Here is a 26,177-nt window from a genome sequence, read left to right as displayed (position 1 = left end):
AAGTTGACGCCTTTAACTATTTTTATGTATATTCTGGAATCAGAAACGCCAGAAAATCAAAAATGGGTCTGAGCAGTTTGGCAACCAATAAAGTACATTTTGTCATCTAGCAGTAAAGAGGATGACTCTTCTGTTCTTCTATTTAGAAAAGAGGTTCTTACAGATGAATCCAACCGAAAAGGTTAGCTGGGTTTCTTAGTTATTTACATCCAATCATTTATAGAACTATTCTGCTCTGTTACTTCAATAAAAAAATGCGTCTCCACTTATTGTAGAAACGCATTTTTAGCTTGAGTTCTTTCTATCTTTTCATTAATTAAATATTTTCAATTAAAGATCATACAATCACTCAGGTGTACGGATTACTAAAACATCACATTTAGCAAAACGGACGATTGCTTCAGATACGGAACCAAGTAAGAAACGTTCAACAGCATTTAGCCCCGTTGCACCACAGATGATTAAATCGGCATCCACTATGTTTGAAAGCTCTTTAGTAAGGATGTTTTTCGGAGAACCGTATTCGATTACTACATTTACATTGTCAATACCTTCTGCCTCAGCTTGTAGTTTGTAGTCATTTAAAAGTTCCTCAGACTGTTTCTGTGCAGTATCAAAAACGGAACGTTCATATGTTTCGAATGAACGGGTATCAATTATATTAACGATGTTCAATCTTGATCCTTGGTTACGTTTTGCAACATCAATTGATTTGCGAAAAGCGAACTCTGCTTCTTTTGAAGCGTCCACGGCTACAACAATACTTTGATAATGATTTGCCATTTCTCATAATCTCCTTTAAATTCATGTGATAAAATCAGTTTTGATTATTTTAATTTTACCTCTTTTGGTTTTTTCATGAATAAAGACAATACTAAATTAATCACGGCAAATACTAAACCGACTATAAATACAAATGATGATCCTGATGCTGCAGCTTCTGACAAATCATCGCCAACTGTTGTTAAATAACTATTTTGTTTAGCTGATAGAAGCGATACCATAACCGCAATACCAACTGCCCCGGCTACTTGTTGGATTGTTTGAGTAATTGCGATTCCATCTGGATAGTACTCTTTTGGAAGAGAATTTAGTGTGTTTGTTTGTGTTGAAGCAAGCACCGCACCGATCCCTAACATCATAATAATATGAATGACTACAACTACCCATAAAGCCGTATCTGTACCTAATTGTGCATATAGCGCATAAGCAATGACTACTAAAATAGTACCGGGTGTAATAATTGCTTTCGGACCATATTTGTCAAATAATTTACCGATGATTGGCGCTAATATACAGTTAAGTAAGCTACCCGGTAGAAGGATTAGACCTGTTGTAAATGCCGCAATTAATAAAGCCATTTGCATATACATTGGTAAAATAACAAGCATTGACAGCATATTAAAGAATGTAATAAAACTCATAAATACGCCAAGTACGAAAAGTGGGTACTTAAATGCTCTTAAATTCATCATAGGTTTCTGCATTTTCATTTGACGAACAGAGAATAGAAGGATTGCAATTAATCCAACGATGATTGTTCCAAGAACGGTTGCACTAGTCCATCCAGCTTCACCAGATACACTAAATCCATATACGATACCGCCAAATCCAATTGTTGAAAGAACAACCGATAATGCATCAATCGAAACTTTACGTACTTCATTTACATTTGGCAGGAACTTAAATCCGATAATAAGTGAGAACAGTAAGAATGGTACTTGAACCCAGAAAATCCATGCCCATGATAATGTATCTAAAATAAGTCCTGCTATTGTTGGACCTAATGCTGGACCAGCTAACATCACCAAGCCCATGATCCCCATAGCGGCACCTCGTTTATTTGGAGGGAAGATCGTAAAAATAACATTTTGCGTTAAAGGTAAATTAATGGCTAAACCTGCTGCTTGAATAACACGTCCTGCTAATAAAACACTAAATACAGGTGCTACTGCTGCTAAAACCGTCCCGACAATGGTTAAAATTATAGAAGTTAAAAACATTTGACGCGTAGTAAACTTTTGCATCAAGATCCCTGTTACTGGTATTAAAATACCTAATGTTAAAAAGTAGCCTGTTGCTAACCATTGAATAGTTGTAGCACTTACATTAAATAATTGACTTAAGTCACCTAAGGCAATATTTAATGCTGTTTCACTAAAAAGTCCGACAAAGCCTGCTACTAAAAGAGCCGCCATGATCGGGCCTGTTCTGATTTGTTGTTTCGTTATCGATTCTGCTGCGATTTGTGTATTCAATTATTAAAACTCCTTCAATAAATTGGGCAATACTTGCGAAATAACTTTTAGTGGTTCACTTGTTTTGTTAGTTAAACAAAGCATCATTCCACCTTCAATAGAAGCCGTCATCATAAGAGCAATTGAATGAGCAGTTTCTTTCGAAAACCCATCCTCTACTAACTTGTTCGAATAAATTCCTTGCATCTTTGTATAAAGATTCGAACAGGCATTTCGGACTGGTTCACTTAGTGATGCCATTTCGCTAACAATGCTGCTAAATGTATAACCAGTAAGTGTACCTTCTCGATCAAAGTCGGCTACTAATTTTTCAATCATCGCATGAAGGGCTTCTTGAGTAGTTTGATGTTCTTTGAAAATTTTCTCGATGTCCGTAGTAATCTCTTCATTCATTAACTGAAGGCAAGCGATGAGTAATTCTTCTTTTCCATTCGGAAAGTGGTGATAAAGCGAGCCTTTTGAAATATTACATGCTTTTAAAATTTCATTTAATCCTACACCCAAATATCCTTTTTGCTGGAAAAGTGTTGTCGCGATGTCGATTATCAGCGATTTTGTATCCATTCCCGTAGTACACCTCCTCCATACCAACCGGTCTGTTTATCACTATATCATAAATTTTTTCTGTAATTCAAGATTTTTTTGTAAATTTTTTATTCACTAAGCAGAATTTAAAATGAAGTTTAATTGACAAACAAATAAAAAGCAACGATTACTCTGCCGCTGCTTCTTTACATCTCACTCTTATTAACGTGCTCTTTGAAAGGCCGGTCTTTTCTTCAGCCTGATTATGTGAACACGCCTCAAACAGTTGCAAAGCGAGTTCAATCTGCGCCTCACTAAATTTCTTCTGGGATCTACTTCCCCAGAAGTCTGGACGTTGCTTGCTGATTGCCTTGCCTTCCTGTGGTCGCTCTACAATCATGTTACGTTACTAATACTACCCCTTTTCCTTTTCTTCGCCAACTTATAGCGCCAAAGTTTAGAGGGGCTTCTAACTAATTCTGCTTCTTTTTATTCTTAGGTTTACGAGCAAGTACGGCTGTTAGTGTTATCGCTACACCAAACATAAAAAAAAGGAAGAACAAAGGACTGATGAAATGATCGTAAAACCCGGACATAAAATCCACCTCAGTTTTTTCTTTAGTATAAACAAAGGGTATTCAAAATACACATACGCTGGCGGGCAATCGCAAGTGAAAATATTTCTAGAAAAACAAGTAAAAGAAATTTTTATAAAAGGATTTTCACTTTGTCACTTTTATCAATCGAAGCCTTGATACTATTAAGTTTGACTAATAACAATCTTGCATAGTGGACTTCTTCTTTTAAAAGGACAATGGCCGATCCTGTCGAAATTTTTGGTACGAAAAGAATGGACTTATGAAAACGTTTTCAATTATAATGAAAACAGGTTGGATGGCATGCGTGGCCGTCACAGTACTTGGCGTAGGCGGGGCCGGTACCAGGGAAGGATCTTGAAAAAGTGAAATAATGAAAACATACATAACGGGAAGTATACAAAAAGCAATTCGCTGTTCTAACGAACCGTGGATTGCTTTCTTTTTTTAGGTTATGATAATAAACTTAAATTTCCCTCTATAACATCAAAAGCCCCCAACATAAAATCTTCAAGTAATTTTTTAAGAAAGCTTAAAGTATGTGAACTACTCGCCACTTATTGACCTTGCGTTCTAATTGAAGTGGGAGCTTCTCGACTTATCGTTACTTTTACTAGCTAACGAAAAATGACCGAGCTAACCCTCTTGTTCCAAGAGTTTTTGTTTTTATGATAAGGCTAATAAGCGTAATCCTTCGTTTTTAATGTTGATTGCTGAATTATAGTCACGATCTGCTGCGTATCCACAGGAACAATGATAGGTGCGTTCAGCTAATGTCATATGTTTTTCTGCTCCACAGTGTGAACATTTTTTAGTGGAAGGAAACCATTTGTCGATTTTCACTAATTGCTTTCCTTGCTCTTTTAGCTTGTATTCTAAAAAAGTAGTGAACATACCCCAACCATTGTCGTAAACGCTTTTACCAAAGTGGAGGGCTTGAGACATACCTTTCATGTTCAAGTCCTCAATCACTACAGCGTCAAAAGTAGACACTAACTCTTTTGATTTATGGTGAAGGAAATTCATGCGTTGGTTTGCTGCTTTTTCATGTAACTTAGCAACTACTATACGTTGCTTATTCCAACGAGCAGAACCCTTCTTGCGTTTAGATAGAATACGTTGTGCTTTTGCTAATTTTTCTGATATTACACGATAATACCGAGGATAATTGGCTTTCTCATTCTCGCTACTAACATATAACTCAGACATAGCAAAATCTAACCCTACAATATGTTCTATTGTTTTAGTCTTTATTTCTTTTTCATATTCTGTTAGCACAGATACGTAGTATTTTTCCGATTTGGTCATAGAAATGGTACAAGATTTTATTTTGTGATTAGTAGGAATTTCTCGGTGTTGTTTGATTTTTACCCATTTTAATTTTGGCAATTTGATATGACCATCTTTTAGTTCGATGTTTCCATTTACAAGGTTCGTTGTATAAGATTGTCTTGATTTACGACTCTTGAATTTTGGAAATTCAGCACGACCTTCAAAAAAGTTTTTGTAGGCTTGTTGTAAATTCATTTGTCCATTGGCTAAAGCTAAAGAATCCACTTCTTTTAAGAAGGGAAATTCATCTTTGTATTTAGCAGGAGTAGGAAACTTTTGTTTTTTGAGAGTTTTCTTATCTTCTTTGAACTTTTCGTAGGTTCCTTTTCGTTCAGTTAACATTTTATTATATGTGAATCGTACACAGCCAAATGTTTTACGAATCAAAATACCTTGCTCTTTTGTTAGTATCAATCGAAACTTATAAGCTTTGTTATTCTTAGTCATATCATTCCACCTCCCTTTGTACGTAATAATATCGTACATATTGATTGTACGGTATTATTACGATACAATCAAGTGCGAGGTGATAAATATGTCAAATGAAAAAGAACGTGTAGAAATCCGTATGCCGAAAGCAATCATAGAGAAATTAGATCAGTATCAAAAGGAAAATGCTATTGCCACACGAACTGCTACCATTCTTGAATTATTACGAAAAGGCTTAGAAAAATAAATTTGGCTAAAGCCAACCAAAATTCATCTCCCCCTTATCGTTGGGCTACGCCCTGCACGCGATTGAAGAGGGAGACTTCTTTCGGAAATATGTTAAAAAAGGAATAGGGCCGTGTCTGAGCCTTCTTTTTAATTAGTTGGAGGGATAGAATTGAGTTATTTAATGGGCATTGATTTAGGAACTTCCAGTGTGAAAACGGTTATTATGGACGAAAACGGCTCTATAAAAGGAACTGCTCAACAAAGCTATGAAATGATGATCGAAAAGAGCGGTTATGCGGAACAAGATCCTAACGTCTGGTGGAATGCAGTAGTATTGACGATTAAACAGGTCTTGAATAAAACAGGTCTACATTCTAGAACGATTAAAGGAATCGGTTTTTCGGGCCAAATGCATGGACTGGTCATGATAGACCGAAATCTTCTTCCGATACGTCCGGCAATTATTTGGTCAGATCAGCGTTCTGGAAAAGAAGCAGCGGAAATCTATTCGATCATTGGAAGAGAAACGGTCAAAAAAACAGTAATGAATTCTATATTTACAGGCTTTCAACTGCCATCGTTGTTATGGATTAAAAAGAACGAACCATTTGTTTATGAAAAAATAAATAAGGTGCTATTGCCGAAAGATTATATCCGTTTAAAACTGACAGGAGAATGCGGCACCGATTTTACAGACGCTTCAGCTACATTAGCGTTTGATATCCAAAATAGGAAATGGGCTTTTGAATTAATCAAAAAAGTAGGATTGAATCCCGATTTTTACCCGGATGTACATGAATCGATTGATATTGCCGGTCAAGTTACAGTAAAAGCCGCTGAAGAAACAGGGTTGGCGCCTGGGACGCCGGTTGTTTACGGCGGCGGTGATCAGTCCATGCAATCCATCGGCAACGGCATCGTGAAGCCTGGCCAAGTATCTTTGACAATTGGCACTGGCGGTCAAACCTTTTCTATTAATCCAGAACCTATTTATGAGACTGAAATGAGAACTCACACATTTTGCCATGCAGTGCCGGGGACATGGAGTATCATGGGAGCGAATTTAGCTGCCGGTTTGTCGCTCAGCTGGCTTAATAAAAAAATATTAAACAACCTTTCTTACCCGGAAATTAATGAATTGGCCAAGCAAGTGATACCCGGCAGTGAAGGGTTGCTGTTTCTCCCTTACTTATCCGGAGAAAGAACGCCTCACATGGACGATTTAGCAAGAGGAACTTTTTTAGGCTTAACTTTAAAACATAGCAAAGCACACCTTATTCGTTCTGTTATGGAAGGTGTCGTTTTTGCTTTAAAGGATTCCGTAGAAATTTTTCATTCTTTGAATATAAAAATGGATACTTTTATTGCTTCTGGCGGAGGAGCAAGAAGTGATGTATGGCTGAACATTCAAGCGAATATTTTAAACAAAGAAATTTACAAAGTAAACCAGTTAGAACAGGCGTGTACGGGTGCTGCTATTACAGCGGGGGTTGGCACTGGAAAATATGACTCTATTCAAAGCGCTTGTGAATCGATTATTAGAATGAACCCTGAACCTGTTCGTCCAGATCCAGCAGTTGCCGGGTTTTACAACGAAATGTACGAGCTTTATAAAAGTGCTTATGTGCAGAACAAACAATTATTCCATCAGCTTGCTATGAAGCAAGACTTTTAGGTAAGTCTCAAACTAATAACAGATTAAATATATAGAAAATAATACCTCAAATGCCATATTAACAACAGCCATTGTCAATCTGTAAATTCTTATGTACAAAGAATGTTATTTTAAGAAAAAAATAGAGTGACTAAACATGAAGGCGTAAACTACACTGTTCTTCAAGCTTTGAAAAAGACTTTTGATTTTGCCGAAAAATGAAAATACTAATATAATTATACTCGGCAGGTGCTAAAGTGTTAAAAATATGAGTACTTAAATGAGGAAAAAGTGTAAATATGCAAAGAGAAAATAGTTTGAAACGAGGAAATTAATATGAGTACAATCACAAAGCAAAAACCCAATAAACTTAAATTGGTTTCACGAGCGTTATTGGTTATTATTGGGGGGCTTATAACAGCATACGGACTAGAAGCGGTATTAATCCCAAACAACGTATCAGACGGTGGCGTGACAGGTCTGAGTATCGTTGGGTCACAATTAATTGGATTACCTTTGGGGCTTCTAATTGCAGTACTGAATATCCCATTCGTATTTTTAGGATATAAACAAATTGGTAGAAGTTTTGCTATTTATTCGGTTATCGGTATTGCTTCACTAGCAGTCGGTACCAGCCTTATGCACCATGTATCAACCATTATTCAAGGTGATACATTGTTAGTAACCGTTGTTGGCGGCATTATCATCGGTTTTGGAATGGGGTTAGCATTACGAAATGGCGGTGCATTAGATGGAATTGATATGTTAGCCGTACTACTTTCTCGAAAATTACCGTTTGGAACAAGTGACCTCATCCTATTCTTAAATATGTTTGTCTTTATTGTTGTATCAACAGTATTCGGACTCCAAGGAGCGATTCTTTCGGCAATCGCTTACTTTATTGCTTCTAAAGTAATTCACATCGTTGAAGAAGGTTTAAGCGGCTCTAAGACCTTTAAAATTATCACAAATCAACCCGAATTAATGGTAGAGGCAATTCGTGACCGCCTAGGCCGTGGCGCAACGTATAAATTAGCTCAAGGCGGTTATTCAAATGAACAATTTAAAGAAATCACTTGTGTCATTAACCGTTTAGAAGAAAGCAAAATGAAAGAAATCATTCATGAAATTGACGAAAATGCCTTTGTAGCGGTATATGACGTCGCAGAAGTTAAAGGCGGTAACTTCAAAAAGCATGATATTCATTAATTACATACCAGGAGCTTTTATACTACCTGAAAATAGATAAACGAAAGACATTAACATACTGCACAAAAAACGCTTGGAAAAATGAAATCCAAGCGTTTTTTGTGTACATTCTATTGTGATTTACAATGCTTTTTAACCTGCTAATTTACATTTTCTCCACTGCATCATTATATTTCCCAATCTAACTTTAATATATCTTTAAGATTATTTACTTGCTCAATACCTATTTTTTCTGCAATTTTATTTTCAAGTTGGGCTTTAAGAGCCGCATTTTTTTCGTAGCATTCTTCTCCTAAATCTGTTAACTCGATACACTTCTCTTTCTTGTTGTTTTCTACATTTTGGATTTTTACTAATCCTTTTGCAGAAAGATTTTTGATAAACTTGTGTATCGCCTGGCGAGAAATATCCACATTTTTTGTAACAAACGAAATGGTCGGGCGCTTTTTATAAACCCTGGCCATAATATACCATTCGGAATTTGAAATATAAATGTCACTTTTATCGTTCCATGCTTTCTCTGAGATTCTTCGGACCAAACTATGACGCTCGCTTAATAAATCTATAAGATCTAAATTTTGTAATTCAGAGTCTGAAGTCAAACGATTCACCCCAATCATAATCTTCGGCATTTACTATACAAAATCCGCTATTGTATGTCAATTTGGTGGACGATAACAATGCAAAAGTCGTTGCTTATTTCTGTAGTCTTTTAAGAATAAACTAACTAAAAATAAAAGACTACATACTATACGCGAAAGAGTATAAAACAAAGGTTTGTAAAGTAAATGCAGATAATCAACCATCTCGAAAAAGTGATAGACGTTGGAATAACGGGACAGTTTAGTGAAAAAAGAGCCTTTACTTATAATTCCTTGTGATTTTTAGATTCTAATTCATATTTTAGATATTCCAGAAAGAGCACTTTAGTTGGAGAGCCGTGATTGTTGCCGCATCCCATTTTCTTTTTCAACAAACCGGCTAATCCAATATGAAAGTAGTTTAAGAATATTATTAGTAGGCGATACCTACACGTGATTTTATATAATCGCTTGCTTTTATCTGTCCAAATGTAAATTCTGCTGTATCCGGTACAGATATTTCAGCTCCACCCTCCGGCAAAAAATTTCGGTCTATTCGATATTTGCCTACCCTTTCTCCATCCGGCAAGTATGTAGGACAGACAATCGTCCATTCGAGGGTTGATTGTTTGAGCATATCGTAAACTTTATGATGTTCTTTCGCTGCACGGGTTGACTTACGCTTTGATTCACTTGATTGATAACGCATAGAATTTGGCGTGGTTCTACTTTGCAGAATACCCGCAGTTCCTATAGTTATTATTCGTTTTATACCTTCGTTTTCCATTGCTTCGATAATAAGTGGCATACTTTCTGATAGAGTGGTTGTGCCGTCAGTATTTAGTGCACTAATAACTACATCAATTCCATGCATTGCACGTACGATATCATCTTTATTTAAAACATTCCCTTGAATAATGGTTAAATTTTCATTATTTATTTGAATCTTCTCTGGAGTGCGAACTAATACAGTAACATAATGTCTGTCATGAAGGGCATAAGTAACTATTTGATTTCCAACTCGGCCAGTTGCACCTAAAACTAAAATATTCATAAGAATGAGGCTCCTTTTGTAAATACTAATATTCTACTATAAAAGTTATTTTATTGTCTTGTTCAACTAACGGGTGCGTTGTTAAAAAAAGAACAAATAAAGGAGTGTACTTGCTCCTTTATTTGTTCTTTTGATGGAATATCACTACTATCGTTTAACAGTTTCTAAAACATTAAAAGCAAGACAACTCAAATTGTTACTCAACAGTTCGTCCCAAAAATTAAACAACTTTATTATTCAGTTACACCGAGGACAATTGAGAATGAAAATTCGCTTTCCTGTAAGTGTTTTAAAAGGCAAAAAACAGTCACTTTTATCACAAAAAAAGGTGTCATCCCAGGTTAACTTTTTTATTTTGTCCTGGGATAGCACTACACTACATTAGATAAGTTTCTGACCGCCGGTTTTGTCGGTCATCATTTATTTTCCAAAAAAATGGCCCCTCCAATTGTTAAACTAACCGTTGGAGGAGCCGTTCAATCGCAGAGATAAAGGGATTTTTCTTTATACTGTTTTATGGATATCTATTTTTTTACCTTTCTTACGCCACTCTTTAAATTCAGCTGCTGCTGTGAAAAGAACATCTGTAGATGAGTTAAGTGCTGTTTCAAATGAATCTTGTAAAACACCAATGATAAAACCTACCCCAACGACCTGCATAGCAACATCAGCCGGGATTCCAAACAAGCTGCATGCCAGAGGAATCAGTAATAAAGATCCTCCAGCAACCCCGGAAGCGCCGCAGGCACATACAGCTGACAGCACGCTCAGGATAATTGCCGTAGGAACGTCCACTTGAATACCAAGAGTATGAACTGCCGCAAGTGTTAAAACTGAAATCGTAACAGCAGCACCTGCCATATTGATCGTCGCACCTAATGGAATGGACACAGAATAATTGTCTTTATCCAATCCTAAATTTTCACACAATCTCATATTAACCGGAATATTGGCTGCCGAGCTGCGTGTAAAGAACGCGGTAATTCCGCTTTCCCTTAAGCATTTAAACACAAGCGGATAAGGGTTTTGACGAATAAGTGCAAACACAATGATTGGATTCACAACAAGCGCCACAAAAACCAGACAGCCAATCAACACGGCAAGCAGTTTCCCATAGCCAAGCAGTGACTCAAGTCCATTGGTTGTAATCGATTCAATCACGAGACCCATGATTCCTAGTGGAGCAAACTTAATCACCCATGCAACCATTTTCGATACCGCATCGGAAAAATTCGTAATGAGCGTTTTGGTTGTGTCAGCGGCATTTCTTAGCGCCAAACCAAGAACAATCGCCCAGGCTAAAATCCCGATATAGTTCGCATTCACAATCGCATTTACCGGATTATCGACAACGTTCAGCAATAATGTTTTCAAAACTTCTGTTACACCACTTGGAGGTGTGACACCTTCAGCGCTGTCTGCAAGCGATAAGCTAACAGGAAAAATAAAACTTACAATAACGGCGATTAAACCTGCTAAAAACGTTCCTAAAAGATATAAAACAATAATCGATTTCATATTCGTTTGATGGCCGCTTTTATGCTGCGCGATGGCCGACATAACCAGGACGAGTACCAATACAGGCGCGATAGCTTTTAAAGCACCGACAAATAAAGAGCCTAAAATAGCAACAGGTTTTGCTGCTTCTGGAATAATGACAGCCAGGATAATACCAACAATCAAACCAATAATGATTTGTTTGACCAGGCTCACCTGATTCCACTTCTGCAGTATGCTTTTCATAGATGTTCCCCCATTAGTTTCAGATAAAATTGTAACATTGCACCAATTGAGCTATTCCTTCCTTATAACCAGGCGATAGAATGAAATCGATTACAAGATAGATACGATTCAGTCATAGACGACTTTTATTAAATATATACCAACCTCAGTCTCGGCGTTTGACTTTTGACTTTCTCCTTCCCTGCTTCTTTATAGTCATTCCAAAGACCCAACAACTATTAAAAAGCCCACAAACTAAATAGGTTTTAAGATATTTATTGTTCCATCATATTCCACCTGAAAAAGACAATTGTCTTTCTAATAAATAGTATTATAATATTTTATACATATATTACAATACCATTTCTCTTATTAAAAAATGTTTTAATTATGAGAACATTCGCATAATAATAAAGCTAAACAATATGGATTGAAAACTCCTTCTAGGACGATTACTTTTTTAAAAGAATGAGAAGCACAGGCGCTACTAATTTAGCACCTGTGCTTCTGCCCATTACATAGGTATATGTGCAAATTAACGTTTAAAGTGACACCCTCTCGGCAGTTCAACAATAGTGACTTAATCAAGACATGTCCATATATCTTACATCTAAATTTTATACTCTAATTATCGTTATACTCAAATGTAATATTTTCTAATTTTTCTAATCTTGTTTGCATAATCGGAATGTCCACCGTAAAATTCCCAAACGAGTCATCTCCCGTACCCTCAATTTCCTTTACTTCCTCAAATGATAGCTACTAATAAAAGAACGACTAAAGTCATCACAATCATAACAAGCCCTTCTTCATGCATTTTCCCTCATTTCTCTGTTTTAATGCACCATTCCCTAATTCCAATGTATCACAACATCTAATAAAAATAGGTTATATTTAAGAGAGCTCTATTAAAAACCTGGCGTACGGGTAATGTGAGAGAAATAGAGAAAAAGGGTGATTTAAACATAATTGAAAATGGTTGGCATCTAATGTACTTTAATCGATCATCTGAACTGTTCTCGGATCGAAAAAGAACCTTTATAATCGAACAGTGTGTTTTCCATGACTTAACATTTCTAACGCGCAACAAAAAACTGCAGCAACTAACGTTTGTCGATTGCTATATCCAAGATGCTTCAGCCATCAATAAAATGCCGATTGAACACTTAGAATGCAATGGTACAGTAATCGAAAATATCGAAGTGATTTCAGCTTCCACCACATTAAAATCATTTGCAGGTGCATTCAATCAATTTCAGCTATTAAAACAACGTATGCCTCAGACTGTTGATTTTTCAAAAATTATTGGTGGAATGACAGACGATGAGAAAAAGGTTTGGAGGAATAGCTTGAAGGAATAATAAGTAAAAGGGTTAGGAGTATGAGGCTTAACTACTCATTAAATACGCCTCTTTTCGTATTTGTTATCATTCGATTTATTTACTTCTCACACTTGTTAAAGAAGCGCTCTCCTTTTATGGAGGACACTGAAAAAGTCCCTACAGGTTAAACTTAGCGAGTTATTCGACGATTGAATCGTTGAATAACTCGCTTTTTCCCTTTTATCAGCCGCGGTGATCTTCTTATTTATCTTTTCGAGTTCATCGAATGCCGCGCCGCGAACGATGCATCGAGAAGTGCTTGCCGTCATTCACGCAAGGGCCGCTGTTGCCGTCGCGGCATCGCTTGTTGTGGCAGGCAGCTTATACACAAAACTCGCAACAGCGCTCGCTGTCTCTCTGCTCATCCGTTTTAGTTGATCCAATTGCCGCGTAGCTTGACGTAACGGGCCGGTCATATTATTCCGCATAGATAATTGTGCAACTAAGTTAATCAATTTTCTTCAGCTTCTCGCTCAAGGCGCCTATTAATTCCGCGGCCTTTTCGTAATGTGCTTCACCTTGTCGAAGATACGACTCATCACCGGTTTCAATGTAATTTAACGCCGAATCCAATAAATCTAAATGTTTTACAGCGATTTCGTGTAGCATCCCTCCATCGCACATAGCTTCCAATGGCAGGCGGTAGCTCTCTAGTGTGCTGCGCTTTGTTTTTAGCGTAAGATTTTTACAGACCAGTGCAAACTGGAGCAACTTATTAACCCTCACCGATAATGTTCGGACATCCTGATACATATAATCCCCTCCGTTTATTTGCTAATGTTCCCAGGTATTTATCTTTCATCAACGCATAGCGCCCGATCACTTCAACCGTTTTGCGGCTACTGGCTTGTTGGAACAACATTGCAAGTTCGTCTGAGTTTACACGTAAGTCTAAAACTTCGATTCCATCTAAGCTCTCACCTTCGATCTTCATTAATAAAGCCTCGTCGCCTGTAATTACGATCTTGCCTGATTTCCCATGAAAGATATAGATATAGATATTCATTATTCATTACCTTCATTAATAAAATTTAATTTTGCTTGTATGTCATTCATTTGGTTTATTAGTTCCTTGAAACGTAAGGTGTGGGGGCTGTCGGCTTTTCCTTAATCTCCCCGCTGTCCTCTTCAGTTTTACTAAACGCTGGTGCTTCTATTGCTTTACTTTTGTAGTATGCTTCCGGCTCTTGATAAAATCGAATGTTGTCCCCCCATAATACTTCGGAAATAATGATGTAACCTTTGTACCCTAGTAAAAGACAATAAATACCTATTAGAGTTTTTTAACGATCATTGCTTTTATGATGCTTCAACTAACAAGCCCCCTTCTTTATAAAGAAGGGGGCTTGTTATCATGTAGACGAATTACTGGACAAATCATCCAGCTATATAAGTAACTTTTTTTGAAGAAATAAAAAAATAAAATATCACATTTTTAGTGTATCTGCCCCGCCTACGCCTAATACCTTGACAGCCACTCTCGCCATCCTACCCACGATTGTTTTTTTTATTTCCTCCCTATTTCTATACCCTAAAAAAACAAAATGAACTCTTTTTATTCTTTGTATCAGCTTTTGTCGTTTACCTTTAGTCTATTCATTGCAAATTCTATTAAATAGCTTTGGCGGGTAATAACATACGGTAAGTGAAATCCAAATTTACTGAGGGGAACTTTAAATGGCTACTAACAATAATGATAAAATAACTCTTTAAGAAGCTGAACGTAAAGGCGGAGATGCTCGGGCTCAGCAACGTGATGACAATAACTCCGACTATACTTTTTCAAAAAAGCTCATAAAAAAGGATTTTCAATTATTTTTCCATCATAAAAGCAAACGAGGTGACCAAATAAGTGAACGTAAGCCCTATTTTTGCATTAATTTCATCATCTCACCTATCGAAAAAAAATAATCCCATACTAAAAAAGAACATATCCATGCAACAAACATTCCTACTAAAAAGGATACTAGATGCATGAATCTTTCACTCTCCCTTTTAAGTTATATAGGTGTTTCATCCTTTACATAAATTATACAATGATTTTGAATCTTCATACAAGATTATCATCGTGTAACCCTTGATACATCAACGTTTTTGAAAATCACTTCGTTTTACCATATGCAAATTCCGTGCATGTCCACAAACCAGCCTTTTCAGTCCTGTTTCATTTCTCACTGGTACAGAAATTTTGCATATTCGCCGGCTGCTTTGGATGAATGGAACATACAAAAAAAACACCCGATGAAGTCGGATGGATGATCTTCTATGCTTTACAGGATTTACATTGTGATAATAGTGGTATCAATGTGAATGTTTAGAAGATAAGGAAAAGATACGAATTGATGCACATCACAGATAAAATGTTACTGAAGGCACACCATAAAGCTCTTGAGCTTCGTTTAGAGAAAGAATTTATTTCTATCCTACAAAAAGAAATCCAAAATAGAAATCTTTCTATCCCTAAAAAAACATAATAGGGCTTATTTTATTTGTTGTTCAATTTTAACCATCAGCGATCCTTTTTTATATACATAATCAAAAGAGATCCCCTTTTGATTAGCTGCTTGTTTGATCAAATCGATTTCTTGATACATAGCGTAAGATAAAATACCTCTTTTTATATTTTTGTAAAATTGATAATACACTTCCACTAATGAATGCAATGGCAATGTATTGTATATATTTCCTTCCTCCAATACTCAACCTCCCTCTTTACTAAGGAAAATTATATCAGTTAAAATAGTGTATTTTTGTTAAACTTTTATGTTTTTTGTTGATTTTGTCGCTTAAACGCCCCTCGTAATTAGATATATTTAGAATTAATAGCCTCCGTTTTTTTGTATGTTTGGATTTATACTCACTTCATCAACATAGTTGCCATCCCTATAAAAAGTTTATATTTTTTCTACTTATCCTTTTTAAAACTTTAGATCCAAGCTGATATTCTGTTCATATACTTTATGAAATTTAGCTACCACCTTGTTTAATACCCACGCTTTCCTATTTCTATAGGGCTAACAAAAAGAGGCAGATATGTGATGTAACATATCTGCCTCTTTTAGAAGTATTGTTATGGATAAAATTATTTCTTATACCCAAAATTCGGAATGTTATTCCAGCGGTCGCTCAAATAGCGTACGACCATTTTGGGTTCCCTTGACCTAGTGAAAATCCCTTTTTTGTTACCTTGAACACGCATAATACCAAATTTTGTTTGGAAATCGGCAAAGTTCCATAATTGTTCGCCGACAAAGTTAGTAATTTCATCAAATACTTTACTATTCATGCGATAGTAGTCCTCTTGATATTCCTCAGAGAATGGCTCACCATAAGGACTATGGAATCCGGCTACCGTATCAGCACCATATTCCGTATACATAATAGGTTTATCTGGATATTTTTCTTGCCATTTTACAAGTTCTTGACGAGTCTTTTCTTCCGCCGTTTTTAAATCACCTGTTTGTACATACCAGCCATAATAGCGATTCAAGGCAATAACATCTACTAAATCTGCACATTTGTCAGCATTAGGCGTTGCAAACATAATATTGACATACGTGCATGGGCGTTTTTGCGGATCCAGTTCACGAGCCAAACTGAATAACGGTTCAAAATATTCATAAGAACCTTCTGCGTAAGTCGCTGCCTCATTGGCAATCGACCACAATACTACGCAGGCATGGTTTTTATCACGGTCAATTAATTCACGGATGACCTGTTTGTGAGCTTCAGTCGTATTCATTTTTTCCCAAGTATCGTCTTCTATTGGGTCACCCTTTTCTAATGCAGACACATCAAAGCTAAATGCGGCGAACAATCCGACAGCTGGTGTTTCATCAATCACAACAATTCCTTCACGGTCACATAAGCGCATCATTTCTTCTGAATATGGATAGTGAGATGTACGGAATGAGTTCGCCCCCATTTGTTTCATCAAATTGATATCGAGTACATTATAAGCTTCGTTCAAGCCACGACCATTTACATAAGTGTCTTCATGTTTACCAAAGCCTTTGAAATAGAATGGTTCACCGTTGATTAAGAACTTGCCGCTCTTTACTTCAACCTTGCGGACACCGAATGACTCTTCATAAACATCAACACTTTCTCCGCCTTTAAGGCCTTCCACTTTCGCTTTATAAAGATAGGCATTCAATGGCTGCCACAACTGAACATTTTCGAGCGAAACGTTTACATCTGTACCTGAAGATTGAGCCACTTGCTTACCTTCTTCATCAAAAATCGTTACACGTACTTCATCAAAATTGCCTGCTGTTTTCACAGAAATTTGCACATCAGCCTTTTTAGCAGCTACATCTACCTCAGGCACGATAACAATATCTTCGATGTAGTCGCTTGGTGTGGAATAAATTTTGACTGGACGATGCAAGCCTGCATAGTTAAAGAAGTCAAAGTTTTCATCCACTTTACGAATAGTGCGGCCATTTTCATCTTTCTTTTCACTATAGTTACCAACCGGTAAAGTCGTATAATCCAACAGATTACTCAAACGGACGGTTAAACGGTTCGCACCATCTACTAAAAAGTCATTGATTTCTGCTTCAAATGGAGTAAATCCGCCTTTATGATGAACGACTTCCTTACCGTTTAAGTACACCCATGATTCATGAGTAGCAGAACCAAAACGCAAGACTAATCTTTCATTACGTAATGCCTTCGCAATACTAAATTCTCTTTCATACCAAATATAACCGCTGTGCTCGCGGATTTCTTTTGTAACCGTCTGGTCATTAAATGAAGCAGGAACAGCCATCACTTCATCCGTTGGCAGTGCTTGTGACACCTCGATTGGTTCCACTTCTCTATCAATCATAAATTTCCAAATTCCACTTAAATCCATCACAACACGGCTTTCCGTAGCAATTGGATATAACATATACGCTCTCCTCCATTCAAGTTGTCTAACTTATTGTCATATGAGTTGTACTTTTGATCCATTTTAAGCTCCCATCTCACAGGATAGAGTTTCCTTTTAGATCATCTACTATTCAATGAGAAATCATTGTATATTCACCCTCATTGTAAGGGCTTTAAATTGATTATAATCGATCAATTTGTTTTATGATCGTAAAATTTTTACTCGATTAGTAATTATATTGCCTTTTATTATTTTTTTATGTAAATTAAAAAGAGGAAAAGAAAGGGGAATTCATTTGGAGGAAAAAGTGCATGTTAATGATTACATAAAGATAAGCCAAATGGTGCATTCTATTACAAAAATGGATGTCGCATTAAATGACGGCGCTGGAAATACCCTATTTCAATCGATCAACCACTCCATCCCAGTAGTATTAGATCATCCGCACAATGAGTATGTACATATAAATGAAATTCTGAATCAACACCAATCCGATCGTTACTATCATCATATCAATACATATGGTCTTGAGTATATGGCTGTCGGCCTTTGGAGAGACCACTCCTTTTATGGCAGCATTACAATAGGTCCATTTATTTCAAGTACATTAGTTATAGATCTGATAAAAGAAATTATTATTAAAAACAGTCTCCCGATCGGTGAACGTAAACAATTGGAACAATTCTACCAATCCTTGCCTGTTTTAAGTGAGATTGAATCTAACTATATCGGAGAATTACTTGTTAATTTGTGTGGTCATAAATATATAAATTCTCAGCCTATTTCCTCTAGTACCCTAAAACCGGTCATAAACTATGATCAACTAAAAATAACGATCGAGGAAAATAAACATATTATTGAAGATCGATACCAATACCAAAATAAACTGATGGATGCCATAACAAAAGGGGATCAAGTAGAGGTAAATAACTTAATAGATTCTAGGATCGATATATTAGTAGAGTTTTCCGATCGCGTACCCGGAAGCCTCATTCGATCCTCCAAAAATATGGCATTTGTTTCAAATACTTTGTATCGAGTTGCGGCTGAAAGAAGTGGCGTACATCCTGTTTATCTTCACAATATTTCAGAAAGGTTTGCGATTTTAATTGAAAGAACGACTACTATTCCAAGTTTGAAAAAGTTAATGCTCTTAATGGCGAATGAATATTGCGAACTTGTGAGAACGTTTTCTACAGATCATTATAGCCCGATTGTGAAAAAGACTGTAGATTATATTCTATTGAATTTAGGGCACCCCATAACACTTAATACCATCGCGAAACACATACACGTTAACCCTTCACATCTTTCACGGAAGTTTAAAGAAGATACAGGGATGAACATAACTGAGTTTATTAATCTAAAGAGGGTTGAGGAAGCAAAGTTATATTTGCAAAGAGGGAATATATCGATTACAGATATTGCCTTTATAGTGGGATTTAATGATTTAAATTACTTTGGCAAAGTATTTAAAAAGTTGACATCTGTAACCCCTTCACAATATACCAAAAGGAAAAATATGTAATTTAAATTGATTTTACTATTATATCTTTAAACAATGTCTCCACGTCAGACAGACCCTCACACACGGTTAAAAGTACACAAAAAAAGACCACCTCCGAAGAAGTGATCTTTTCATAGAGAAACCGTGTTCCTGACGCTCTCTCAGGGGTTTTAACACCCAATGATTCCTACTGGGTTCGAACCAGCGACCTCTACCCTGTCAAGGTAGCGCTCTCCCAGCTGAGCTAAGGAATCGTTTTATTACCAGCTTTCAACCTTTGCTACACTATGTATAAGTTCAATGCTGAGTCTCTATTATATAGTCTGTATTCCATATTTGTCAATTACAATTTTACATTTATCAATAACCATCATCTTAGAGAAGTTTTGTTTACGTTTCGTCATTTCAGTTCTGATGAGCGGCTCCATCAATGAAGGAGCCGTCTTCTAGAACCAACAAAACAAAACAATTCATTTATCAACTGCCTATTGTGAAAAGAGCGTTAAAGTTGCAGCTTTTTATCTAAAATGTTCAATTTCTTTTGGATCATCGGATTTGCGGTCGGTGAGAACGCCCATTTGTTCGATATGTTGTTTAGCTTCTTCATTTCCTAATAGATAGATAATGGAATAAATAATTTTTTGGGATGCATCGTAATGATCATTTTCAGGATCATGATGATATTCAAGATACGGTATGTGCGAACGAACAAATGTTTCTAAATCAGCCTCATACTTTTTTTCAAATATGGCTCTCAACACATTTACTTCCTGTTCAGTAGCGTGAATAATAAAACTCGGGCTGTCTAACGGTTCTGTTAAAATGCTTTCACTATTAAGGTCAACGTAATACGTTTTTTTGTCCTCGATCATTTTTTCATCTCCTACTTTCATTCTTTCATTTATATATCCTGTACCCGATCAGAAAAAAATAAAACAAAAAACCCCCTTGGAAAACTCTGTGATTTGGTTGTACAGAGTTCCAAAGGGATTTTACTTTATCTTCCGCCACATTAAGTAAATGACGGTAAGGAAAATGATTGTCATAATGACGGCGGTGAGCATGCCAAGATGGATGGTGTTCATTCCTGAAAGCGGCGGGCGGTTTCGCATCGAGACAAACAGTCCAGCCATAACGATGCTGAAGGCAAGCATCATAATGCTTAGAACAACCATTGATGCCATCCGTTCAATCCGCTTCATAATGTTTTCATCAGCAGTGATATGCATTTTCAGCTTCGGCTGGCCGCCTTCCCATTCACTCAACGTTTCATTTAAAACGCTTGGCAGTTTGTCTGTCGCCATTTTCATTAAGCGCATAAATGAGCGCGATCCACGCATGAGTTCTTTCGGATTGATCCGGCCCATCAGCACTTCGTGTGACATATCGCGTACCATTCCTGACAGACTCGATCCGGGATCCAGGGAGACGACAGTTTGCTCGACTTTTAAAAAGGCCTGGCCCACTTGCACGAAATCTTCCGGAATGCTAATGCTATGACTGCCTGCAACGGTGAAGAGCTCCCGCAGCATCGTACCCATTTCTACATCCGCTAATTCAATATCCATATAGCCGCCCATCCATCGGCTAATATCACGCTGTAACATACGGCGATCAACAGATTTTCGTGATCCCATTTCAAGCACGAGCATGGACAGTGCAGCCGCATCCCGGTCGCCAAGGGCAAATAAGCAGTCTGACAGCAAATGCCTCATCTCATCCGATAATCGGCCCGTGTTGCCAAAATCAATAAGGCAAAGGCGTCCGTCTCTTAATAACAACAAGTTTCCCGGATGCGGATCCGCATGAAAAACACCATCAATAAACACTTGGCGCAACACCGTTTCAGACAGTGCATGAGCAAGTTCCTGACGCTCTTTTTCTTCCATTTCAGCAATAACGTCTCCATGCAGCGGCTTGCCATCCATATATTCCATCACAAGTATTTGTTCTGTGGACCATTCTGAATAAACAAGCGGCACGTAAACATGCTTTGCTTTCACATTTTCCCGGACACCGGCTGATTCCGTTGCCTCTCTCCGATAATCCATTTCTCTGCGAAGTGAACTCGCAAAGTCATCAATAATCGCTTTTAAGCTTATTTGCCGCGCAAGCTCTGAATTGCGCTCTGCAAGACTGGCGAGCTGCCGTAAAATCGAAATGTCTTTGCGTATAGTGGGCTCAATGCCTGGACGGCGAACTTTAATAGCGACTTCTGTTCCATCTTTCAACGCAGCACGGTGCACCTGTCCAATAGATGCAGCGCCGATCGGTACTTCTTCCATATAAATAAGCCAGTTATTCAGTGGCTGTCCGGCCTCTGTTTCAACAATCTTTTTAATTTCTTCAAAAGGCACAACCGGCGCATCGCTTTGCAGTTTCGACAACGGGTCGGTCCAAGATGGCGGCAATAGATCCGTTCTCGTTGATAAAAACTGGCCGAGCTTTATAAAGGTTGGTCCAAGTTCTTCGAGTGCACGCCGCAGCTGCTCGCCTTTTACATTTTGCTCTTCCACTCCTCTTCTCGTGAATGGAATTTTCTCTGCTAGTCCGAGGTCTTTTATGTATCCCGCAAAGCCGTGCTTCGCGAACACCGCTACAATCTCTGGTGCACGCCGCAGCGTCCCGATTCTTCCCACATTGCCACCTTCTTCGTTTCGGTTGTTTTTCCCATCATAACACATTCCTATATATTGTTTAAAATAACAACATAGTTGAATCTCTCTGCTAACAAGATTCTCCCCATTCATCTGCCCCGAAAGCATGGAATATATGATAAAATGAGCTGACTTGTTTTTAGGAGGGATTTATTGATGAAACGCGGGACGATTCAAGATGATGTCATCCGTTCAAAAGAGCTCGGAGAAGATGTGCCCATTCTGATTTACGTGCCTGCTGGCTTTTCACCGATGTATACCTATTCATTTCTTCTATGCCAAGATGGCAAAGATTACTTTCAAATGGGACGCATTCCGCGTGTCGCAGATGAACTTTTAGATCAAGAAGAAATTGAAAACATGATTATCGTTGGAATTCCATACACTAATATAGACGACCGCCGGGAAAAATACCATCCGGACGGCATTAAGCAAAAAGCATATATTCGTTTTTTAGCTCACGAAGTCGTTCCGTATCTCGATGAAAAGTTTCCTGGTCACAATGATCGTTTCAGACGGGCACTTGCCGGTGACTCCCTTGCGGCGACGGTTTCACTTATGGCTGCACTTACGTACCCGAATCTTTTCGGGAAAGTGATCATGCATTCACCCTTCGTTGACAGCTCCGTCATAAAGGCTGTTGAACAAGCAGATGATGATCCCGGCCTTTCCTTGTATCATGTCATTGGAACAGGTGAGACAAACGTAAAAATGACAAATGGGGAAACAGCGGACTTTTTAACGCCGAATCGAGCGCTTCATTCGCTGCTTTCTAAAAAGAAATTTGATTATTTTTATGACGAGTTTGACGGCGGACATACGTGGACATACTGGCAGCCCGATATGAAAAGGGCGCTGCTGAAAATGTTTGAATGAGCGATAGGGTTTAGGTTACCGCCTTTCTGTTCATTTTTGCTATACTAGTGAAGAAATGCTATTTTTAGGGAGAGTGAACGAAATGAAATACGGTGTTGTTATTTTTCCATCTAAACCTTTGCAAGATAGAGTAAATGGTTACCGGAAACGCTATGACCCGCATTATGCACTCGTTTCACCGCACATTACATTGAAGAGTCCATTTGATGCAAGCGTTAATGAACTCGCTTCCATCTCAGAGGAACTCCGCAAAGTCGCGGCAGTCCATCAGCCATTTTCGTATCATGTCAGCAAAGTAAAATCCTTTGAACCGGTGAGCAATGTCATTTATTTTAAAGTAGACCAAAATGACACGCTCAAGTCCCTTTATGACATGATGCATACAGATCATTTCCCGGGCAAAGAGCTATTTCCGTTCGTTCCACATATTACAATCGGTCAGCATTTATCAGATGATGAACATTCCGATGTATACGGAGCACTGAAAATGGAGTCCATTGACTTAACTGAAACGGCTGATCGATTCCATTTACTCTCTCAGTCCAACAATGGCGTATGGACGGTTCAGGAAACATTTTTACTTGGAAAGGATGCTTAACAAGTTGAAAGTAATAAAGGCAACTGATTTAAAACAGCGGGAAGACGCTTATTCTGTTCGAATGACTGTATTTGTTGAGGAACAGAACGTCCCTCCTGCAATTGAAATTGATGAACTGGAAGATGAAGCCGTTCATTTTGTTTTATATGATGATGAAATGAATCCGTGCGGGGCAGGTCGTTTTCGCACTGTTGACCACTTCGGAAAAGTAGAACGTATTTGTGTATTGAAAGAAGCACGCGGACAAGGAGCCGGCAACCTTATTATGGACGCGATTGAGCGCTATGCGGCCTCGTTTACAGAGCTTACTGTGTTAAAGCTTGATGCACAAGTACAAGCGATTCCTTTTTATGAAAAGCGGGGATACGAAGTTATTTCTAATGAATTTTTAGATGCAGGCATCATTCACAAAACAATGATAAAGCCGTTATAAGCACAAAAAAGCTTATTCTCTGATCACAGATGAATAAGCTTTTTTTATAATTTCGTCATGAACGGGTCCTTCTTTCATTAGGCAAGTTGATCAATTTGAAATCCTTTTCTGCTAATTTGAGCAAGATGTATGCGAAATGCTTCATGTTCATGTTGTCGCTTTTTCATTCGTTCCTCTACACTCATTTGCGGCTCGTCCCGGTCGCGTAAAATTTTGTCAAATGATACTTTGGCTACTGAATCGATGTAAGAATCGCCTTTACTCGATTCATTTAAGACCCGTTCCCTGTACTGACTATACTGATACTGTGGAATTGGCAGCACGTAGCTCATCTCTTCTCCTCCTTTCAACTATAAAAAATATGTACATAGATGTATATGTATCCTTTAGCCGTTTTCTGTTTCTACGAAACCCTTTCTGCTAAAATCACAACCTTCTTCCTAATTATATGAAAAAAGAGCGACTTTTCAGCCGCTCTCTGCAGATTATTTAAGCATTTTTGTAATGGCATCTACATTCAGCTTTTTGCCATCTTTTATAATCGTTCTGACGAGTTCGTCTTCTACTTGCTTCGGTACTTTTTTACCAGCAAGTGCTGCTGTTTTTGCAATAACTGCGCGAACTGTCCGTTCATCACGGAAATCAGCATACTGAAGCGAATCGACAAGAGCAAACACGTCGTTCATGCGCACACCGGTTTTTTTTTCAATATTGCCAAAGAACTTGTTGTCCATTGTGGCTCCCCCTTTTACAAATCAATAAAAGCTTGCGCCAACGATGATCAACAAAATGAACAAAACAACGATTAAAACAAAAGTGCTTGTGCCGCCGTAGCCACCGCCGCCGCCGCAACCATAGTAACCCATTGTCATTTCCCCCTTTCTCTATTCTCCTTACTATCATATGGAGAAACAAGAAAAGAGGTTGGGCCACTCACCCTTTTGGTTTAAAAAAGATAGCGCCGATAAACCCAAACACAATGGCTGCAGAAATACCGGAGCTTGTTACTTCAAACATACCAGTCAACACACCAACGACTCCATGTTTATCCGCTTCCTGCATCGCACCGGCCACGAGTGCGTTGCCAAAGCTCGTAATCGGAATGGTGGCCCCTGCTCCTGCGAAATCAATAAACGGTTCATATAAATCAAATCCGGCAAGCACAGCGCCTGCTACGACGAGTGTTGATAATGTATGGCCCGGTGTTAACTTGCCGACATCCATCATCAGCTGACCGATAACACATATAAGCCCACCGATAACAAATGCCCAAAAAAACATTGCAATCATTCGTCTCTTCCTTTCTTTTAAAAAACAGATTTAATAACCGCGACAATAAAAGCAGCAAAAACGCCAAATAAAATGACGGATCCAGCAAGTTTAAACATATTGCCTCCGACACCTTGTACAAATCCTTCTGAACGATGCTCAATGGCGGCAGAAATAACCGCATTGCCAAATCCTGTTACAGGCACCGCACTGCCAGCACCTGCAAACTGGCCAAGTCGATCATATACGCCAAATCCCGTTAACAGCATGGCTAAAAAGATCATGAACGCCACTGTTGGATTCCCTACGGTCTGTTCTGTAAAGTTAAAAAAGAAAATAAAGAAATAAGATACCGCTTGACCAATAATACAAACAAGGCCGCCTGTCCAAAATGCGCGAATGCAATTTTTCAACACCGGTTTTTTCGGTTCATATTTTGAAGCAAGCTTTTTATAATTCTCCGGCTTCATTAGGCCATCTCCTTTTTCAATTTAATGATTTCAGATAGCCGTTTATTCGCTTCTTCTTCCGTCAGATGGCCCGCTTCCATGTCTTCCCTTAATCGGACCGCTTCGAGGAAAATTTTGTAATCACTTGAAACCACCACTTCTTCCTTACTCTCCATTTTCTGAATGCGCTTATCAAGATCTTTTTCAATCTCCTTCATCTTAAAGCGGTCGAGATGACGCACTTTATACGCTACAAGCAACTGGTCTTTTCCTTTTATAACAGCCGTATCGTAAATAGTGTCAATCGAATCTGCTTCTTTTTTGATTTTTTCAGCAAATCCATCTTGTTTTCCGTCAAGCTGCACAGCATCCGGATCAGCCGTTTCCAAGATCACCGTTCCATCATGTTCCGGTGCACATCCCGCTAGCAGCAAGATAGTAAGTGCCCATTTTTTCATGATATGTACCTCCGTTTTTGTTCAGTATGTCCTGAAAACAAAAAAAAATTCTGCTCATAGCGGCAATTGTCCATGCCGAAA

The 26,177-nt window shown here is 38.0% G+C and carries 29 protein-coding genes and 1 tRNA gene; 9 read left to right on the top strand and 21 right to left on the bottom strand.

Going from position 1 to position 26,177, the window contains the following annotated elements:
• Positions 1–345: 345 nt before the first annotated feature.
• The 4 genes from ACZYRN_RS17125 to ACZYRN_RS17110 all read right to left on the bottom strand — a co-directional run bounded on the left by ACZYRN_RS17125 (position 346) and on the right by ACZYRN_RS17110 (position 5,158).
• Positions 346–783 carry a universal stress protein gene (locus ACZYRN_RS17125; protein WP_488912831.1) on the bottom strand — a complete coding sequence of 146 codons (438 nt, stop codon included), beginning with the start codon at positions 781–783 and terminating at the stop codon, positions 346–348.
• Between the two features lie 44 nt (positions 784–827).
• Positions 828–2,246, bottom strand: coding sequence for a DHA2 family efflux MFS transporter permease subunit (locus ACZYRN_RS17120; RefSeq protein WP_488912877.1), 1,419 nt, complete (start codon positions 2,244–2,246; stop codon positions 828–830).
• Positions 2,247–2,261: 15 nt separating this feature from the next.
• The gene (locus ACZYRN_RS17115; protein WP_488912830.1) at positions 2,262–2,822 is read right to left on the bottom strand and encodes a TetR/AcrR family transcriptional regulator; all 561 of its coding nucleotides are present in this window, start codon (positions 2,820–2,822) and stop codon (positions 2,262–2,264) included.
• 1,223 nt (positions 2,823–4,045) lie between these two features.
• Complete coding sequence (locus ACZYRN_RS17110) at positions 4,046–5,158, bottom strand: RNA-guided endonuclease TnpB family protein (protein ID WP_488912829.1); 1,113 nt, start codon at positions 5,156–5,158, stop codon at positions 4,046–4,048.
• 88 nt (positions 5,159–5,246) lie between these two features.
• Between ACZYRN_RS17110 and ACZYRN_RS17105 the strand changes: the two genes are divergently transcribed.
• The 3 genes from ACZYRN_RS17105 (at position 5,247) to ACZYRN_RS17095 (ending at position 8,231) form a co-directional block, all read left to right on the top strand.
• A complete protein-coding gene (locus ACZYRN_RS17105; RefSeq protein ID WP_488912828.1) occupies positions 5,247–5,387 on the top strand; it encodes a ribbon-helix-helix domain-containing protein in 141 nt (46 codons plus the stop codon).
• 150 nt (positions 5,388–5,537) lie between these two features.
• Positions 5,538–7,043, top strand: coding sequence for a xylulokinase (gene xylB, locus ACZYRN_RS17100; protein ID WP_488912827.1), 1,506 nt, complete (start codon positions 5,538–5,540; stop codon positions 7,041–7,043).
• A 315-nt stretch (positions 7,044–7,358) separates the two neighbouring features.
• The gene (locus tag ACZYRN_RS17095; protein WP_488912826.1) at positions 7,359–8,231 is read left to right on the top strand and encodes a YitT family protein; all 873 of its coding nucleotides are present in this window, start codon (positions 7,359–7,361) and stop codon (positions 8,229–8,231) included.
• 167 nt (positions 8,232–8,398) lie between these two features.
• Here the strand turns inward: ACZYRN_RS17095 and ACZYRN_RS17090 are convergent, their stop codons facing one another.
• From ACZYRN_RS17090 to sstT, 3 genes are all read right to left on the bottom strand, one after another.
• Positions 8,399–8,863 carry a MarR family winged helix-turn-helix transcriptional regulator gene (locus tag ACZYRN_RS17090; protein WP_488912825.1) on the bottom strand — a complete coding sequence of 155 codons (465 nt, stop codon included), beginning with the start codon at positions 8,861–8,863 and terminating at the stop codon, positions 8,399–8,401.
• 382 nt (positions 8,864–9,245) lie between these two features.
• On the bottom strand, positions 9,246–9,866 hold the full coding sequence (locus ACZYRN_RS17085; protein WP_488912824.1) for an NAD(P)-dependent oxidoreductase: 621 nt from the start codon (positions 9,864–9,866) through the stop codon (positions 9,246–9,248).
• A gap of 504 nt (positions 9,867–10,370) precedes the next feature.
• A complete protein-coding gene (sstT, locus tag ACZYRN_RS17080) occupies positions 10,371–11,609 on the bottom strand; it encodes a serine/threonine transporter SstT (RefSeq protein WP_488912823.1) in 1,239 nt (412 codons plus the stop codon).
• 911 nt (positions 11,610–12,520) lie between these two features.
• Between sstT and ACZYRN_RS17075 the strand changes: the two genes are divergently transcribed.
• Entirely contained in the window at positions 12,521–12,949 is a 429-nt protein-coding gene (locus ACZYRN_RS17075; protein WP_488912822.1) for a hypothetical protein, read from the top strand.
• A gap of 290 nt (positions 12,950–13,239) precedes the next feature.
• Here the strand turns inward: ACZYRN_RS17075 and ACZYRN_RS17070 are convergent, their stop codons facing one another.
• Genes ACZYRN_RS17070 through ACZYRN_RS17060 form a run of 3 tightly spaced genes read right to left on the bottom strand, consistent with a single transcriptional unit; the run spans position 13,240 to position 13,976 of the window.
• Positions 13,240–13,425: a hypothetical protein gene (locus tag ACZYRN_RS17070; RefSeq protein ID WP_488912821.1), complete on the bottom strand. Its 186-nt coding sequence runs from the start codon at positions 13,423–13,425 to the stop codon at positions 13,240–13,242.
• Positions 13,418–13,723, bottom strand: coding sequence for a hypothetical protein (locus tag ACZYRN_RS17065; protein WP_488912820.1), 306 nt, complete (start codon positions 13,721–13,723; stop codon positions 13,418–13,420). The genes ACZYRN_RS17070 and ACZYRN_RS17065 overlap by 8 nt, the downstream gene beginning before the upstream one ends.
• Entirely contained in the window at positions 13,686–13,976 is a 291-nt protein-coding gene (locus ACZYRN_RS17060) for a hypothetical protein (protein WP_488912819.1), read from the bottom strand. The genes ACZYRN_RS17065 and ACZYRN_RS17060 overlap by 38 nt, the downstream gene beginning before the upstream one ends.
• Before the next feature lie 1,336 nt (positions 13,977–15,312).
• Between ACZYRN_RS17060 and sda the strand changes: the two genes are divergently transcribed.
• Complete coding sequence (sda, locus tag ACZYRN_RS17055) at positions 15,313–15,444, top strand: sporulation histidine kinase inhibitor Sda (RefSeq protein ID WP_488912876.1); 132 nt, start codon at positions 15,313–15,315, stop codon at positions 15,442–15,444.
• A gap of 6 nt (positions 15,445–15,450) precedes the next feature.
• Here the strand turns inward: sda and ACZYRN_RS17050 are convergent, their stop codons facing one another.
• On the bottom strand, positions 15,451–15,666 hold the full coding sequence (locus tag ACZYRN_RS17050) for a hypothetical protein (RefSeq protein WP_488912818.1): 216 nt from the start codon (positions 15,664–15,666) through the stop codon (positions 15,451–15,453).
• A 386-nt stretch (positions 15,667–16,052) separates the two neighbouring features.
• Positions 16,053–17,867, bottom strand: a complete 1,815-nt coding sequence (uidA, locus tag ACZYRN_RS17045) for a beta-glucuronidase (protein ID WP_488912817.1) — start codon at positions 17,865–17,867, stop codon at positions 16,053–16,055.
• Positions 17,868–18,144: 277 nt separating this feature from the next.
• Here uidA and ACZYRN_RS17040 point away from each other — a divergent pair, with 277 nt between their 5' ends.
• Positions 18,145–19,377, top strand: a complete 1,233-nt coding sequence (locus ACZYRN_RS17040) for a helix-turn-helix transcriptional regulator (protein WP_488912816.1) — start codon at positions 18,145–18,147, stop codon at positions 19,375–19,377.
• A 160-nt stretch (positions 19,378–19,537) separates the two neighbouring features.
• Here ACZYRN_RS17040 and ACZYRN_RS17035 read toward each other — a convergent pair.
• The 3 genes from ACZYRN_RS17035 to ACZYRN_RS17025 form a co-directional block, all read right to left on the bottom strand.
• Positions 19,538–19,610 (bottom strand) — tRNA-Val (locus ACZYRN_RS17035).
• 264 nt (positions 19,611–19,874) lie between these two features.
• Positions 19,875–20,228 carry a hydrolase gene (locus ACZYRN_RS17030; RefSeq protein ID WP_488912815.1) on the bottom strand — a complete coding sequence of 118 codons (354 nt, stop codon included), beginning with the start codon at positions 20,226–20,228 and terminating at the stop codon, positions 19,875–19,877.
• Between the two features lie 120 nt (positions 20,229–20,348).
• Positions 20,349–21,995: an ABC1 kinase family protein gene (locus ACZYRN_RS17025; protein WP_488912814.1), complete on the bottom strand. Its 1,647-nt coding sequence runs from the start codon at positions 21,993–21,995 to the stop codon at positions 20,349–20,351.
• 174 nt (positions 21,996–22,169) lie between these two features.
• Between ACZYRN_RS17025 and ACZYRN_RS17020 the strand changes: the two genes are divergently transcribed.
• The 3 genes from ACZYRN_RS17020 to ACZYRN_RS17010 all read left to right on the top strand — a co-directional run bounded on the left by ACZYRN_RS17020 (position 22,170) and on the right by ACZYRN_RS17010 (position 23,920).
• On the top strand, positions 22,170–22,889 hold the full coding sequence (locus tag ACZYRN_RS17020) for an alpha/beta hydrolase (protein ID WP_488912813.1): 720 nt from the start codon (positions 22,170–22,172) through the stop codon (positions 22,887–22,889).
• Between the two features lie 82 nt (positions 22,890–22,971).
• Positions 22,972–23,487, top strand: a complete 516-nt coding sequence (locus ACZYRN_RS17015; RefSeq protein ID WP_488912812.1) for a 2'-5' RNA ligase family protein — start codon at positions 22,972–22,974, stop codon at positions 23,485–23,487.
• 4 nt (positions 23,488–23,491) lie between these two features.
• Positions 23,492–23,920 carry a GNAT family N-acetyltransferase gene (locus ACZYRN_RS17010; protein ID WP_488912811.1) on the top strand — a complete coding sequence of 143 codons (429 nt, stop codon included), beginning with the start codon at positions 23,492–23,494 and terminating at the stop codon, positions 23,918–23,920.
• 77 nt (positions 23,921–23,997) lie between these two features.
• Here the strand turns inward: ACZYRN_RS17010 and ACZYRN_RS17005 are convergent, their stop codons facing one another.
• The 6 genes from ACZYRN_RS17005 to ACZYRN_RS16980 form a co-directional block, all read right to left on the bottom strand.
• On the bottom strand, positions 23,998–24,252 hold the full coding sequence (locus ACZYRN_RS17005; RefSeq protein WP_488912810.1) for a hypothetical protein: 255 nt from the start codon (positions 24,250–24,252) through the stop codon (positions 23,998–24,000).
• Between the two features lie 153 nt (positions 24,253–24,405).
• Positions 24,406–24,654: a stage VI sporulation protein F gene (locus tag ACZYRN_RS17000; RefSeq protein ID WP_488912809.1), complete on the bottom strand. Its 249-nt coding sequence runs from the start codon at positions 24,652–24,654 to the stop codon at positions 24,406–24,408.
• Positions 24,655–24,675: 21 nt separating this feature from the next.
• Positions 24,676–24,786, bottom strand: a complete 111-nt coding sequence (locus ACZYRN_RS16995) for a YjcZ family sporulation protein (protein ID WP_488912808.1) — start codon at positions 24,784–24,786, stop codon at positions 24,676–24,678.
• Between the two features lie 67 nt (positions 24,787–24,853).
• Complete coding sequence (gene spoVAE, locus ACZYRN_RS16990; protein WP_488912807.1) at positions 24,854–25,210, bottom strand: stage V sporulation protein AE; 357 nt, start codon at positions 25,208–25,210, stop codon at positions 24,854–24,856.
• Between the two features lie 17 nt (positions 25,211–25,227).
• Positions 25,228–25,659, bottom strand: coding sequence for a stage V sporulation protein AC (spoVAC, locus tag ACZYRN_RS16985; protein ID WP_488912806.1), 432 nt, complete (start codon positions 25,657–25,659; stop codon positions 25,228–25,230).
• Positions 25,659–26,096 carry a YhcN/YlaJ family sporulation lipoprotein gene (locus ACZYRN_RS16980; protein ID WP_488912805.1) on the bottom strand — a complete coding sequence of 146 codons (438 nt, stop codon included), beginning with the start codon at positions 26,094–26,096 and terminating at the stop codon, positions 25,659–25,661. Before ACZYRN_RS16980 ends, spoVAC begins: the two co-directional genes overlap by 1 nt.
• Positions 26,097–26,177: the final 81 nt, after the last annotated feature.

It is taken from the genome of Domibacillus sp. F004, from assembly GCF_057814295.1.
Note: the sequence above shows the minus strand (reverse complement) of the source record. Positions and strands in the feature narration are given on the sequence as shown.